General features: G+C 36.0%; 17 protein-coding genes. 13 read left to right on the top strand and 4 right to left on the bottom strand.

Features of this window, described 5'->3' with window-relative positions; genetic code table 11:
* The first annotated feature begins 141 nt into the window (after window positions 1-141).
* The 3 genes from V7164_RS09185 to V7164_RS09195 all read left to right on the top strand — a co-directional run bounded on the left by V7164_RS09185 (window position 142) and on the right by V7164_RS09195 (window position 4,594).
* Window positions 142-2,043 (top strand): LTA synthase family protein, encoded by a 1,902-nt coding sequence (locus V7164_RS09185; RefSeq protein ID WP_335353969.1) that lies wholly within the window; start codon window positions 142-144, stop codon window positions 2,041-2,043.
* A gap of 102 nt (window positions 2,044-2,145) precedes the next feature.
* Complete coding sequence (locus V7164_RS09190; protein ID WP_335353958.1) at window positions 2,146-3,333, top strand: M14 family metallopeptidase; 1,188 nt, start codon at window positions 2,146-2,148, stop codon at window positions 3,331-3,333.
* A 115-nt stretch (window positions 3,334-3,448) separates the two neighbouring features.
* Complete coding sequence (locus tag V7164_RS09195) at window positions 3,449-4,594, top strand: hypothetical protein (protein ID WP_335353959.1); 1,146 nt, start codon at window positions 3,449-3,451, stop codon at window positions 4,592-4,594.
* A gap of 54 nt (window positions 4,595-4,648) precedes the next feature.
* On the opposite strand, the gene V7164_RS09200 is transcribed toward V7164_RS09195, so the two are convergent.
* Window positions 4,649-4,822: a DUF2759 domain-containing protein gene (locus tag V7164_RS09200; protein WP_335346701.1), complete on the bottom strand. Its 174-nt coding sequence runs from the start codon at window positions 4,820-4,822 to the stop codon at window positions 4,649-4,651.
* 107 nt (window positions 4,823-4,929) lie between these two features.
* On the bottom strand, window positions 4,930-5,421 hold the full coding sequence (locus V7164_RS09205) for a hypothetical protein (RefSeq protein ID WP_335346702.1): 492 nt from the start codon (window positions 5,419-5,421) through the stop codon (window positions 4,930-4,932).
* A gap of 113 nt (window positions 5,422-5,534) precedes the next feature.
* Between V7164_RS09205 and V7164_RS09210 the strand changes: the two genes are divergently transcribed.
* Both V7164_RS09210 and V7164_RS09215 read left to right on the top strand, forming a co-directional pair.
* Window positions 5,535-6,170, top strand: coding sequence for an MBL fold metallo-hydrolase (locus V7164_RS09210; protein WP_335353960.1), 636 nt, complete (start codon window positions 5,535-5,537; stop codon window positions 6,168-6,170).
* A 175-nt stretch (window positions 6,171-6,345) separates the two neighbouring features.
* Entirely contained in the window at window positions 6,346-7,410 is a 1,065-nt protein-coding gene (locus V7164_RS09215; RefSeq protein WP_335353961.1) for a class I SAM-dependent methyltransferase, read from the top strand.
* Between the two features lie 54 nt (window positions 7,411-7,464).
* Here V7164_RS09215 and V7164_RS09220 read toward each other — a convergent pair whose 3' ends face one another.
* Together V7164_RS09220 and V7164_RS09225 are read right to left on the bottom strand one after the other, a co-directional pair.
* Window positions 7,465-7,710, bottom strand: coding sequence for a DUF2626 domain-containing protein (locus tag V7164_RS09220; protein ID WP_066293532.1), 246 nt, complete (start codon window positions 7,708-7,710; stop codon window positions 7,465-7,467).
* Window positions 7,711-7,866: 156 nt separating this feature from the next.
* Window positions 7,867-8,568, bottom strand: coding sequence for a helix-turn-helix transcriptional regulator (locus V7164_RS09225; protein ID WP_335346705.1), 702 nt, complete (start codon window positions 8,566-8,568; stop codon window positions 7,867-7,869).
* Window positions 8,569-8,857: 289 nt separating this feature from the next.
* Between V7164_RS09225 and comGA the strand changes: the two genes are divergently transcribed.
* The 8 genes from comGA (at window position 8,858) to V7164_RS09265 (ending at window position 13,150) form a co-directional block, all read left to right on the top strand.
* Window positions 8,858-9,928 carry a competence type IV pilus ATPase ComGA gene (gene comGA, locus V7164_RS09230; RefSeq protein WP_335345429.1) on the top strand — a complete coding sequence of 357 codons (1,071 nt, stop codon included), beginning with the start codon at window positions 8,858-8,860 and terminating at the stop codon, window positions 9,926-9,928.
* Window positions 9,915-10,946 (top strand): competence type IV pilus assembly protein ComGB, encoded by a 1,032-nt coding sequence (comGB, locus tag V7164_RS09235; protein ID WP_335345428.1) that lies wholly within the window; start codon window positions 9,915-9,917, stop codon window positions 10,944-10,946. Before comGA ends, comGB begins: the two co-directional genes overlap by 14 nt.
* Window positions 10,947-11,273, top strand: a complete 327-nt coding sequence (gene comGC / locus V7164_RS09240; RefSeq protein ID WP_335345427.1) for a competence type IV pilus major pilin ComGC — start codon at window positions 10,947-10,949, stop codon at window positions 11,271-11,273. It abuts the gene before it with no gap.
* 5 nt (window positions 11,274-11,278) lie between these two features.
* Window positions 11,279-11,719: a competence type IV pilus minor pilin ComGD gene (gene comGD / locus V7164_RS09245; RefSeq protein ID WP_335353962.1), complete on the top strand. Its 441-nt coding sequence runs from the start codon at window positions 11,279-11,281 to the stop codon at window positions 11,717-11,719.
* A complete protein-coding gene (locus tag V7164_RS09250; RefSeq protein ID WP_335344414.1) occupies window positions 11,703-12,038 on the top strand; it encodes a type II secretion system protein in 336 nt (111 codons plus the stop codon). Before comGD ends, V7164_RS09250 begins: the two co-directional genes overlap by 17 nt.
* Window positions 11,989-12,471 (top strand): competence type IV pilus minor pilin ComGF, encoded by a 483-nt coding sequence (gene comGF, locus V7164_RS09255; RefSeq protein WP_335353963.1) that lies wholly within the window; start codon window positions 11,989-11,991, stop codon window positions 12,469-12,471. The genes V7164_RS09250 and comGF overlap by 50 nt, the downstream gene beginning before the upstream one ends.
* Window positions 12,458-12,841: a competence type IV pilus minor pilin ComGG gene (gene comGG, locus V7164_RS09260; protein ID WP_335344412.1), complete on the top strand. Its 384-nt coding sequence runs from the start codon at window positions 12,458-12,460 to the stop codon at window positions 12,839-12,841. The genes comGF and comGG overlap by 14 nt, the downstream gene beginning before the upstream one ends.
* Before the next feature lie 96 nt (window positions 12,842-12,937).
* Window positions 12,938-13,150 carry a YqzE family protein gene (locus V7164_RS09265; protein ID WP_335344411.1) on the top strand — a complete coding sequence of 71 codons (213 nt, stop codon included), beginning with the start codon at window positions 12,938-12,940 and terminating at the stop codon, window positions 13,148-13,150.
* The last annotated feature ends 106 nt before the right edge of the window (window positions 13,151-13,256 follow it).

A 13,256-nucleotide genomic window follows, 5' to 3' on the forward strand; every position in this document is an offset into this window, starting at 1 on the left:
AAATATGTTTAAGCCTGATTTGATTTTATGTAAAAAAAGAGTTAAGATAAGGTTTGATTTAAAACCACTATCCTAAAATTGTAAAAAAATTAAAAAAATTTCCATATCTGTTCCAAAAAAACAGGGAGGGTAACAGTGACTATGAAGAATTTCAAATGGTCAAAGATATCGCTTGTTGGAATTGCGATTGTGCTGCTTTGGCTAAAAACGTACATTACCTATAAAACTAGCTTCGATATTAAAATAGAAAATTGGAAGCAAGAATTTATTTTATTCATCAACCCATTGAGTTTCCTACTCTTTATCTTTGGGATTAGCTTATTTCTTAAAGAAAAGAACCGTAATCGCTATATACTTATTTCAAGTTTTGCTATTTCAGCGGTATTGTTTGCCAATGTCGTCTTTTATCGTTTTTTTAACGACTTCTTAACGATTCCCGTCCTTTTTCAAACTAGCAATATGAGTGATCTCGGCAGTAGTGTGAATGAATTGCTTAGCTTTACTGACATACTGTATTTTGCTGATTTTATTATTTTAGCAATAATTGTCGTCCTTAAACCGGCTTTTATTTCGTACAAAGAATTTTCTAAAGTCGACCGAAGAGCGTTTTTCTTAATTGCAGCTGCCATTGCTTTTTTTAATCTTGGACTTTCTGAGACGGAGCGTCCTCAGCTGCTTACCCGTACATTTGACCGCGAAATGCTTGTCAAAAACATCGGAACGTATAATTACCATATTTATGATATGTTTCTTCAATCGAAGTCATCTGCACAAAGAGCATTGGCTGATGGCAGTGAGTTAGTGGATATTGATAACTATATCCATGCTAACTACAAAAAACCGGACGATGAAATGTTTGGGATTGCAAAAAATAAAAATGTCATATTAATTTCTATGGAATCAACTCAAAGTTTTGTTATTAATGAAAAGGTGAATGGGCAAGAAATCACGCCGTTTTTAAATCAATTTATTAAGGATAGTTATTATTTTGAGAATTTTTATCACCAAACTGCCCAGGGCAAGACTTCAGATTCGGAGTTTATCGTAGAAAACTCCCTTTATCCTTTAAGCCGTGGGGCTGTATTCTTTACACATTCTGGGAATGAATATACTGCCACACCTGATATTTTAAGCGATAATGGCTATTTCACTGCATCTTTGCATGCGAACAATAAGAGCTTTTGGAACAGAGATATTATGTATCAATCATTAGGATATGACCGTTTCTACTCACTGCCTGATTATGAAGTTACGGAAGAGAACTCTGTAGGCTGGGGAATGAAAGATATTGATTTCTTTGAACAATCGATTCAGCATTTAAAGGAAATGCCGAAGCCGTTTTACGCAAAATTTATTACGTTAACGAATCACTTTCCATTTGAAATAGATGAAGAGGATCGATTTATTGAACCGTATACGTCAAATAATAAAACAGTTAATAATTACTTTCCAACTGTTAGGTACACTGATGAGGCTTTAAAGTTATTTATTGAAAGGCTGAAAGAAGAGGGCTTGTATGATGATTCGATCATCATTCTTTATGGAGACCATTATGGCATTTCGGAAAACCATAATAAAACAATGGGTGAGTTTTTGGGAACGGAAGTAACACCATTTGTAAGTACACAGCTCCAAAGAGTGCCATTCATCATCCACATTCCTGGACAAAAGGGCAAAACATTATCCACTGTCTCTGGTCAAATTGATGTCAAACCTACAATTCTTCATTTATTAGGCATTAACACGAAGAATAATATCGATTTTGGTTCAGATTTATTCTCAAAGGATAAATTGGAATTTACTGTTCTGAGGGATGGAAGTTTTATTACAAAAGATTATATTTACACACGTGAAACTTGCTATGATAAGAAAACAGGAGAGCCTACTGAAAGTAACGCCTGTGAACCATATATAGAAAAAGCAAAAAATGAGCTCGAATACTCCGACAAGATTATTTATGGTGACTTGCTGAGATTCTATGAGGATAAAGAGCTTATGGGCTCAAACCTTTATGAAAATGAAGTACTTATTAATGCCGAATAAAGAGAGAAAGTCTGCAATCATATAATTGCGGGCTTTTTTGTTCCCTTTGCATTTTTTTCTGTAAACATTCATAAAAATGAATGGATAAGGGAGGAAGATAAAATGAAAGTTAAAGTACGTGCTGGAGATACACTGTGGTATTATAGCCGCCTTTTCATGGTCCCTCTGAATTTATTAACGGATTCAAATCCTTCGATTAATCCAAACTCCTTAAACATAGGACAGGACATCCAGATTCCAGGATTTAAAGCAGTTCCATATAAACTAAAGAATGGGGATACCTTTTGGAAGCTAAGTCAGGCCAGACATCTATCCGTTGATGCATTACTCCTAATGAATCCAAAAACAAACCCAAACCACCTTCAAGCAGGGGAAACCATACTAATCCCATCCAGGGTGATAACACCCATTGTCAATGGGAAAAGGAATTATAATTTTGAGGCTCTAACTGAGGATATTCGAAGCTTACAAACCATCTATCCATTCATAAAGATAAACACAATAGGCAACACTGTACTTGGGAAGCCGATTCAAGAGATTCGATTAGGAAAAGGAACAAAAAAAGTTCATTTTAATGCTTCTTTTCATGCTAATGAATGGATTACCTCGGGGATTTTAATGGCTTTATTGAACCATTTCCTATTATCTTTAACAAATGTGAAACCGATAAGAGGACTCCAGACGATGCCTTTATACCAGTCAGTAGATATTTCCATTGTACCTATGGTAAATGCGGATGGGGTAAATTTAGTGATAAATGGCCCTACAGAGGATGTAAGAGAGCGAGTGATTGGAATCAATCGGGGAAGCTCAAATTTTAGCGGCTGGAAAGCAAATATTAGAGGTGTTGATTTAAATGATCAATTTCCTGCAAAATGGGAAACCGAAAAGGAAAGGTCCCCTGAAAAGTCCCCAGCCCCTAGAGATTATCCGGGTAGTGCCCCATTAACTGAGCCCGAGGCCATTGCGATGGCAGAACTAACAAGATCGAGACAATTTAACCGTGCGCTTGCCTTTCATACACAAGGGGAGGAATTTTATTGGGGATATGAAGGAATGGAACCCCCAGAATCAAGTGTATTGGCGAGAGAGTTTGCTAGAGTGAGCGGATATAGGTCAGTTCAATATATCGAAAGCTATGCAGGCTATAAAGATTGGTTCATTAAAGAATTCCGCCGTCCTGGTTTTACCATTGAGCTCGGAAAGGGAATAAATCCTTTGCCATTATCCCAATTTGATGAAATATTTGAAGAAGTGCTTGGTATTTACCTAGCAGCCTTATACATGTAAAATGAATGATAAAAGCCGTTTTTCGGCTTTTTCCTTTTAATAAAGAATAGCCATAATGAAACATTTTAGATTATATTCCGTAATACTACTTATAGGGAAAAAAGGGGGGGAGGACTTGATACAAAAATTTAAAAGCACTGGCATATTGTTTTATTTATTATGTTTTTTCCTCCTCTTTTTATTAGTTGGGTGTCAGTCCGAGAAAGAAACAGGGATACAGCCAATCCAGAAGCATAGTCAATCATTACATAAGGCAGCGATTCCTCATTCTTTTTTGTTAAATGAAGTCCAAGCCCCTGTTCCTATTCAAAAAGGACAATTTAATTCAATAAATGGTTGGCTAAATAATGATACGATAATTTATATGACAAATGTGGAACTTGGGACAAATATATACACCTATAATATTATTACAGGTGAAACTCATTTGATAATGGAAAGTGAGGCCCCTGTTTCGTCAGTAATGGCTAGCCCTTCCGGCAATCAAGTGTTGATTCATTCCGCTCCAAATTCATATGAAGGGATCATTTCGATTGTCGATACGAAAGGAAAAGAAATTTTGAATAAACGGATAAGTGCATTTGAAATTCATTTCGAATGGAATCCTTATGATGAGGACAAAATCCTTATTTCGTCATTTACGGAGGGATGGGATTATTCAATATACTTGCTATCAATAAAGGATAAGACATTGGATGAGATTGAAAATAAGGAGCCATTCGTATATTGGTTTGCTAAAGATGAAATAATTTACTTAAACTGGAGTCAAAATGATCTCTCTCTCTTTGCTCCTCTCGTCAAAAGAAACATAAATGAGCCGAATGAAAAATTTTTGCTTAATGAAATATATTATATAAAGACAATAAAAGATCTATTGATGACCATAACGGTGAATTCAGAAAATAGCAATGAAGCAGAATACACCTTTTTTTCAAAGGAACTTGAGAGGCTTGCTTCCATTTCTGTACCGCATTTAACACGTTTTTCAGACTGGCTTGTTCCTTACTTTGACTTTGACCAAAATCATCGTTTTATTTCATTACAGCCTCTTTTCAGTACAGATGCGGATACGTATACTAATGGATTCCAGCTTATTTCGTTTGATATCGTAAATGGAGATAAAAAGGTTATCATAGATAACATGAAGAATGAGCCATTAAGCTGTGCTCCAAGCGGAGATAAATGCTTGTATGGGTTTTATTTTGAAAAACTGATTAACTTAGAAACAAAAACAATCATTCCGTTAGTAAAAGATTATTAATGGTTGAATCAAAAAGACTGTCCTTTTATTACAAGAACAGTCTTTTTTGAAAAATTAGTGTACAGCAGGATAACCACTGTTAATTAGTGTTAATAGAGCAAATCCGCCAAAAAAAACAAATGAGCCAGCACCGAAAACGATACCAAGAACATTTTTGTTCTTAAGTGCACTTAATGTACCAAAAGCTGCAAGAACGGCAACCAATGCAAAAATAATGACTAGTCCCATAATAAATAGCCCCCTTTTAATGATCAACAGCAGGCAAATGCCTAGAAATTAAGAAAAACTCGTTCGAAAAACCTGTATGTAACTTATTTTTACATTCATATTATATTTTATATTTTTTTCCTCTGTTTGTCGAGTTCAAAAAATGACACTTCTATGTCATACGCATTGGCTATCCCCTTTACTAAATCTTTTAAATGATGTTCCACGAAATAAATAGCCGCTTTTTCATTCTCAGTATTAAAAATCAAATGCTCCTCAAGCTGAAATAGAGCCATTTGAATCGCTTCGTTTGCACCGCCGCATATTGAAAATCCACAAACCATTTCTTTTAGCAGAAATGTATGAGAATTTGTAATGAATCCGAAATCTGTAAAGGTGTCTCCTATAACTCCGGGGGTTAATTGGATAAGCTCAAACTGATTTTCAAACAACCCAGCTTCGAGTAATAAAATCTTTGATTCAACAGCATCCTTTTCTGATTCATATATAAATATAGTTTCAATAAAATCAAAAACATTAGTGTCACTAAGGATAATAGCCTTAAAGTCAGGTACTTCTTCCATAATAATATTTGCTTCAACCGCATAAAATATGTTCATTTTATTCTCCTTTGTTAGGATTGCTTTAAATATATTTTAAGGCCGTTTCCTTTAATAGTTCAATCCATATAGTGTAGAATAGAGCTAAATTAAGCTTTTTGGAGGTGTTAGTATTGGAATGGAATCAGCTTCCACTAGGTCCATTACAAACGAATTGCTACATATTGTCAAAGGAAAATAATATTTGCTTAATTTTCGATCCTGGCGAGGAAAGTGATAAGCTGAGCAGCTATATTCAGAAAGCGAAATTAAAGCCGGTTGCGATTATTCTGACACACGCTCACTTTGACCATATTGGAGCAGTTGATGATATTAGGGAGGAGTACAATATTCCGGTATATATTCATGAAAAAGAGGCTGATTGGCTTCTTGATCCGGCATTAAATGGTTCCTCGCGTTATGAAATGATACCGAATATTAGCGGCAAGCCTGCAGATATTATTATCAATAATGAACAAGAGATCACGATTGGGGATTTTACCCTCCAAATTTATGAAACTCCAGGACATTCACCAGGGAGTATTTCCATTTATATCAAGGATTCAGGCTTAGTCGTTGCAGGTGACGCATTGTTTTATGGAAGCATTGGGCGGACAGACCTGCCTGGCGGAAATCATCAGCAGCTTTTAAATAGCATACATAATAAATTATTAGGGCTGCCAGAAGAAACGATCGTTCTTCCAGGACATGGACCTGCCACTACAATCGGACAAGAGATGGATACAAACCCATTTTTAAATGGCTTTTAACATTTGAAATGTGGAAAAGGCGGCTATGAAATAGAAAAGCCCTTCTCAAATGAGAAGGGCTTTTCTGGGGGATGTTCTATTCATATAATGGGAGGGGATATAGTTAAGCTACTTAATTTACAATATAATAAAGTTTTCATCGTGTCAATAGTGTTAACTTAAAAAAGGAGTTTTTATGATAAATTTTTTAAAAGAGTTTATATCGAACCACCCATTCAAAAGGATTACATATGCGGAATATATGGAAGTGGCACTTTATCACCCCGAGTACGGCTATTATATGAGAGAAAAGGAGAAGATTGGCCGCAAAGGGGACTTCATCACCTCAAGCAATATATCAGATTTTTACGGCAAATCCATAGCGAAATGGTATTATAAGCAAATGAATCAATTGAAGCTTGCTCCGGCTATATGTGAGATTGGAGCAGGTACTGGCCGCTTTGCAAAAGCATTTATTGATGAATGGAATCACCTTTCATCGGTCCCGATTCGTTATTATATTTTAGAAGCAAGTCCGTATCATCGAAAGGTGCAGCAAAAAGTACTGCACTTTAACGATTACGTGAAACAAATTGAAGGTTTAGACGAAATTAATCCATTTGAGGGTTTAATCTTTTCAAATGAATTGTTTGATGCTCTTCCTGTTCATGTTATCGAAAACCATAATGGACAATTGATGGAGCTGATGATTGGCCTAAACAATGATCAGTTAGTTGAAATAGCTGTACCATTGGAAAATGAGAAGATAATGACCTTTATTAAGAGCAGCGGATTAAAATTAAATAATAAACAAAGAATTGAAATTCCTTTATTAATGGAGGAGGTTATCAGTAACATAGCCAATGCGCTTACAAAAGGATTGGTTCTCACTGTTGACTACGGTTATACGAACGAAGAATGGCAGGAGCTAGGAAGAAGAGATGGCAGTCTTCGAGGATATTATCAGCATCAGCAATTTAATCATGTACTCATGCATCCAGGAGAGATGGATATTACAAGTCATGTTCATTTTGATTCTCTTATCCGAATTGGGAATCAGTTAGGATTGGCTTTTCAGCAGAAATGGAGACAGGATGAATTCTTATTAACTACAGGTTTATTAGATGAATTGCAGAATCATTATGACCCCGACCCTTTTTCAGAAGTAAGCAAAAGAAATCGAGCGATTCGGAGTCTCATTATGCCTTCAAGTATTAGCGGATCATTTCATGTAATATTGCAGAAAAAAGGAATAGAATAGAAAAAAATAAAAAAGCGATGCTTACATCGCTTTTTTATTATGTAGGTATAATTCTTAATGACCACTTACTCCTGGTGTCATCATAAACGTTGACCAGTAAGTGAAGCCAACGAAGAACACTGTTAAATATGCGGCAAAAACATACATATACATACGCTCTGAAAGCTTTAAGTAGCTTAAAAGCAGGAAAAATCCTGTTTGGCCGAAGAAGATTAAAGATGTTGTATACATGTCGCCTACGAAGAACATGACTGCAAAAATCCCTGTCCAGAATCCTAATACTCTGTACATACGATCCATATGTATCCCTCCTTTTACCATTACAAGTACATCATTACATATTATAAGTTATTCCCAACTTAAAAGTAAACCACTCTTTATGAATATTGATTAACGAGGATATAGGCGAAGCGCGACGGGTTCATGCTTCCGATTATCCTTTGAACTATTATTTCATTATTTTGTAACAATTGCATGATAAGCACATGTTTCACAGCCATTTAGCATATTTGCATTTTCGACTAATTCTACAGAACCAAATAATGCTTCAAACATCCCTTTAAGAAACTCTGAATGCATACCGCAAACAGATTCTGAATAATCTCCAGCCACTTCTTTAAATGGGCAGTTAAAGATTTGAAAATAAATTTTTGAATCGTCTTCATTTGCTTCAAATTCTGGATGGAATCCTGACATGATAGCTGCATTTTTAATAATATTTAGTTTTTGTTCGAATGAAAGCGACTCATTAAATTGAGCAGAACGGCTCGTTTCTTGCTCAATTAATTCATGTCCAAACTTTTTACCTGTATCGTATAAAGCCTGTTTAGCAGCTTCACCAAGTGAAAGCAATGATTGCATAGCAATCTTTGAAAGGAGCTGGTAGTCACGATACGGAAAATGAAGCTGTATCACATCATCTGATAAACGATAAAGTCTGCTTGGACGCCCGCCTTTTCCAGTTTTTTGCGTCTCTGATACAAGCATATTAACATCCTCTAGCTTTGAAAGATGTAGCCTGGCAACGTTTGGATGAATATTAAAATTATCTGCGATTTCCTGGACAGTTACTTCCTTATGTCTTTTCGTAATGTATTGATAAATATAATAACGTGTTGGATCTGATAAAACATTTGTAATTTTTAAAGTTTGTTCCACGTAACTCACCTCAGAACGATATTGATCCCATTATAATACAGTTTTTTAGAGTTAACACTGTATTCACTATAAGTTTATAAAATGTTCACAAATATCCACTCATGTATTTTAGCTACCAATAGTGATTAAACATGGTTTTTAGGATAGAGGTTTAGTCTTAGTGTAAGAATTATTATTTTTTTCATGCGAAAAATTTGTCAAAAATAAAAGGAAAATATATAATAAGGTCGAATATGTCTTTAATGACTATTCAAAATTTTATAAATTCTAAAGGTGGTGTAATGTTCAGTTGAACATGATCGAAAAATTAGCAGAAAAAATAATCAAGGATGCAGTTCGAAATCAAGCCTCGGATATTCATATTGTCCCCCGCAGACAGGATACACTCATTCAATGGCGCCTCGCAAATAAACTAGTTCCCAGACTCTATCTCCCTAAAGAAGAATGCGACAGACTAATCTCCCATTTTAAATTCACCGCATCGATGGATATTGGCGAAAAAAGACGCCCACAAAGCGGAGCCTATTCTTACGTAATTGATGGAAAAATAATTGGATTGCGTTTCTCCACTCTGCCATCAAGCCACAACGAAAGCCTAGTTGTTCGAATCCTTCCTCAGCAAGAGCAAATTCCTTTTTTTCAAATTTCCTTATTTCCAGCTATGACCCGTAAAATGCTTGCCTTACTCAAACATGCCCACGGCTTAATCATTTTCACAGGCCCAACCGGATCTGGAAAGACCACAACTCTTTATTCCTTATTGAACGAGACCTCCCATATGTTTAACCGCAATGTCATTACATTAGAAGACCCAATAGAAAAAGAACATGATATGGTTCTCCAAGTACAAGTGAATGAAAAAGCGGGTGTTTCTTATGCTGCTGGTCTAAAGGCAATCTTAAGGCATGACCCAGATATTATTATGGTTGGAGAAATAAGAGATGCGGAAACCGCAAAAATTGCTGTACGTGCTGCGCTGACGGGGCATTTAGTGCTTTCAACCATGCATACAAGAGATGCGAAAGGTGCCATTTACCGGTTAAATGAATTCGGTGTCAATTGGGTAGAAATAGAACAAACTCTTGTTGCTGTAACAGCACAAAGGCTGGTCGAATTGACCTGTCCATTTTGCCAAGGGGAATGTTCACCCTATTGCTTTAGCTATGGAAGATGGAAGAGAGCGAGTGTTTTTGAGCTCCTTGCAGGGCGAGCTTTACACGCAGCGATGATGGAGGCGAAGGGTGAGTATATGGATGTGGATTATTTTACATTAAAAGACGTCATCAAGAAGGGCATTGCTCTAGGTTATATTAAAGGAACAGAATTTGATCGGTGGGTGCTGGATCATGCGGAGGCATAAGTGGAGTCTTCAGGAACAAAGCCATTTTCTAAAAAGAACAGGAGAGCTTCTTTCGAGAGGCTACCCGCTTTCCGAAGCAATAGAATCCATTCTGTTTCAGCTTCCGCGAAGAAAGAAAAAGGAGGTAGGAGAGTGTTTATCTGATTTAAGAGAAGGCTATCCGTTTTATCAAATATTATCAAAGCTGCAGTTTAACCGACACCTCATTGGCTATGTCTATTTTGCCGAACAGCATGGCGGCTTGGCTCAGGCATTCCAAGAAGGCAGTGAAATGATGTTAAAAAGAGACAGGGATTTGGAAAAGCTGAAAAAACTGCTTGTGTATCCCGTGTTATTAATTTTCATTACTTTAATGTTATTCATCTTTGTTGACTATATGATCCTCCCAAGATTTTCTTCATTATTTTCTTCAATGAAGCTAAAGCCAAACTTTTTTATGAAGGCAGTCTCTTTCTTTGGCAATATAATGCCTTTCTTCTTCGTTTTTTGCATCTTTTTCTGTGCTGTTCTTCTCGGTTACTACCTTTTACAATTCCGGAAAAATTCTCAAGTCAGGCAAAAAAGTAAGCTCGTTTCAATTCCGTTGATGGGTCCTTTTTTAAAGTTGTTTTACTCACATTATTTTTCGATCCAAATTAGTTATTTATTATCGGGTGGTCTGTCGATTCACGAGGCATTAAGAATGTTTAAGAAAAATGAAAAACAGCCTCTGTATCAAGAGCTAGGGGCAGACATAATAGATAATTTGCGAAAGGGGGAGAGGCTAGAGGATATACTAATGGGCTATTCCTTTTTAGAAGCTGAGCTTCCTCATATTATTAGGCATGGCCAGAAAAACGGGAAGCTCGATCAGGAGCTGGCTTTCTTTAGTAAACATTGCTTAACGGTAATTGAAGAGCGTTCAGAAAAATTACTAAAGACCATTCAGCCGATTTTGTATTCAGTTATTGGTGTCATGATTGTATTTATGTATTTAGCTGTACTATTACCAATGTTTCATTTACTGGAGGGAATTTAAATGAAAGCCTTAAAAAAAGAAAACGGATTTACCCTAATAGAAATGATGATAGTTTTACTAGTGATTTCTGTTTTGTTGATCATAACTATTCCAAATATCACAAAGCATAATTCAAAGATCAACAGCAAGGGATGTGAGGCATTTGTAAAGATGGTACAAGCCCAGGCTCAGGCTTATGAAATTGAAAAGAAATCACCGCCAGCAGATATTGATGCACTCGTAGCTGCTGAATATCTTAATGAGAATGAAACAACATGTCCAAATGGTACAGCAATTGAGATTTCAGCAGATGGAAAAGTGTCACCTGTAAAAAAAGAGGGGTCTTAAGTTTTATGTTAAGAAAACAAGGAGGCTTCACTTTAATAGAGTCTTTATTTGTCTTAAGTGTTTTTCTCATTATCGCCTCCGTACCGGCCTTTCTATTAAAGCCACATTTTATCTCCTTTGAAAAAGAAAAGTTCATTTCACAATTGAAAGCAGATCTTTACTATGCTCAGCAATATGCTCTTTCCCATCATATTGATGTGTATGTTCATATTCTTCCGGAAGCAAATAGGTATGTCATACATGAAAAGCTTAGTGCAAATTATTTGATTGAAAGAGAAATACCAAAAGCCATTACAGTACAAGAGGACACTATGAAACTCTACTTTTATTATCAATCAGACGGGAATATTAATAGATTTGGTTCCTTTGTTATCTATGCAGGCAAGGAGAGATATCGGTTTACGTTTTATATTGGAAAGGGAAGATTTTATGTTGCGAAAGAATAAAGGGTTCTTTTTGCCTGAGATGCTATTGACTCTTTCTGCATGGCTTGTTATTGCAACCATATTTATACCGTTAATTATGAATTTAATCGATCAATCTGTTCAACTTCGGCAGGAATTTGACAGTACTCAAGCTTTATATGAGACATTGCTAAAGGCTCAAAAGGAAGGCTTGCAGCCTCAAACAGAATTGATAACAATTAATCAAACTGTTTTTGCAATATATGAAGGGACTTCAGGGGGAAACGCTGGACAGGAGGTTTGCATTAAATATGAGAATGTATTCAAAAAGCTGCGGACGAAATGTGAAATATTTCAATAATAAAGGCTTCACAATGTTGGAAATGTTATATGCCTTTTCCATTTTTCTGCTTGTCGTTTCTTTTTTTCCACTTTTCTTTAAGTATATTATGGAAAATGAACAGCTTGAAAATAGGCTAAGAAGAATGGAATGGCATGTATTTGTCAATCAAATAAAGAAGGAACTTCGATTAGCGGATGAAATAAACGTTTCTGATAACAGGCTAGTATTAGCAAAGCACGGTCAAATCATACTCTATGAGAAGCATGGAACTAATTTACGAAGACGGGTTGATTTCAAAGGGCATGAAATCGTCCTTCAGCAAGTAGACTCATTCCGATTTTCTCCGATTCATGATGGAGTCAAGCTTACGTTAAACGATCTCAATGGCCAAAATTACTCTGTATTATTATATTCCTTCATAAGTTTGGAGGAGCATTATGCTTCGGAGTGAAAAAGGATTTACCTACCCGCTTACCTTTTCTATTATCTTGCTCGTTGCTCTCCTCCTTACCATGCATATAGAATTTTATTTATCAGAGATTCGTTTTTTACAAGAATCAGAAGCACTTTTGAAACAAGAGTATTATTTATTAAGCTCGATGAAACGGATGGAAGACATTTTAATAGCAGAGGATGAAGATCAGTACACGGGCGTATTTTCTTATTCAGATGGAGATGTCCGTTATGAAACAGCTAAACTAACGGATACTTTGTTGATGTCAACATTTAATCTACGCATGGGAACAAATATTGAAATGCTAGCATACGGGTATTTTGATACGGAGGAGGGCAAAATGATAAAGTGGATAGAAAGAAATTGAATGGCTTTGCTCGAATAGTGGATGCTGAATAAATATGTTATTGAAGGGACATACTTGAAATGAAAGTAATTTAAATAATTTGAGCAGGGTGCAGCAATGAAATCGAATGATTATGTCAAGTACATTACCGAAACAGTTGTTAAGTATATTGATCAGCCAAAAGATGAGCGCAAGAAAAGCAAATTAGAAAAGAAGGATGTTAAAGAGCCGTTCTTATATCGATGGTTTGGATTGATTCCCTACATCCTCTACTATAATTTTAAGAGGAAGAAAGAAAACAAATATGAAAAGAAACCGTTCAAAATTTGAGCGGTTTCTTTTTACGTCTAGCTCCACAAGGAACGCTTCGGCAGCATCTCACGAGTATAAGCGTTAGCTTTTAGGAGGAGCGCCTAGCCCCGACGTACAGGACGTA

The sequence above is a fragment of the Bacillus sp. JJ1474 genome (assembly GCF_036965225.1).
Taxonomy (GTDB): domain Bacteria; phylum Bacillota; class Bacilli; order Bacillales; family Cytobacillaceae; genus Cytobacillus.

What these genes read in the sequence shown, in the direction of transcription:
- V7164_RS09185 (WP_335353969.1), top strand. Translation starts at nt 142, where the DNA reads ATGAAGAATTTCAAATGGTCAAAGATATCGCTTGTTGGAATTGCGATT.
- V7164_RS09190 (WP_335353958.1), top strand. Translation starts at nt 2,146, where the DNA reads ATGAAAGTTAAAGTACGTGCTGGAGATACACTGTGGTATTATAGCCGC.
- V7164_RS09200 (WP_335346701.1), bottom strand. Translation starts at nt 4,822, where the DNA reads ATGGGACTAGTCATTATTTTTGCATTGGTTGCCGTTCTTGCAGCTTTT.
- V7164_RS09205 (WP_335346702.1), bottom strand. Translation starts at nt 5,421, where the DNA reads ATGAACATATTTTATGCGGTTGAAGCAAATATTATTATGGAAGAAGTA.
- V7164_RS09215 (WP_335353961.1), top strand. Translation starts at nt 6,346, where the DNA reads ATGATAAATTTTTTAAAAGAGTTTATATCGAACCACCCATTCAAAAGG.
- V7164_RS09220 (WP_066293532.1), bottom strand. Translation starts at nt 7,710, where the DNA reads ATGGATCGTATGTACAGAGTATTAGGATTCTGGACAGGGATTTTTGCA.
- comGB (WP_335345428.1), top strand. Translation starts at nt 9,915, where the DNA reads ATGCGGAGGCATAAGTGGAGTCTTCAGGAACAAAGCCATTTTCTAAAA.
- comGC (WP_335345427.1), top strand. Translation starts at nt 10,947, where the DNA reads ATGAAAGCCTTAAAAAAAGAAAACGGATTTACCCTAATAGAAATGATG.
- comGD (WP_335353962.1), top strand. Translation starts at nt 11,279, where the DNA reads ATGTTAAGAAAACAAGGAGGCTTCACTTTAATAGAGTCTTTATTTGTC.
- V7164_RS09250 (WP_335344414.1), top strand. Translation starts at nt 11,703, where the DNA reads ATGTTGCGAAAGAATAAAGGGTTCTTTTTGCCTGAGATGCTATTGACT.
- comGF (WP_335353963.1), top strand. Translation starts at nt 11,989, where the DNA reads ATGAGAATGTATTCAAAAAGCTGCGGACGAAATGTGAAATATTTCAAT.
- comGG (WP_335344412.1), top strand. Translation starts at nt 12,458, where the DNA reads ATGCTTCGGAGTGAAAAAGGATTTACCTACCCGCTTACCTTTTCTATT.
- V7164_RS09265 (WP_335344411.1), top strand. Translation starts at nt 12,938, where the DNA reads ATGAAATCGAATGATTATGTCAAGTACATTACCGAAACAGTTGTTAAG.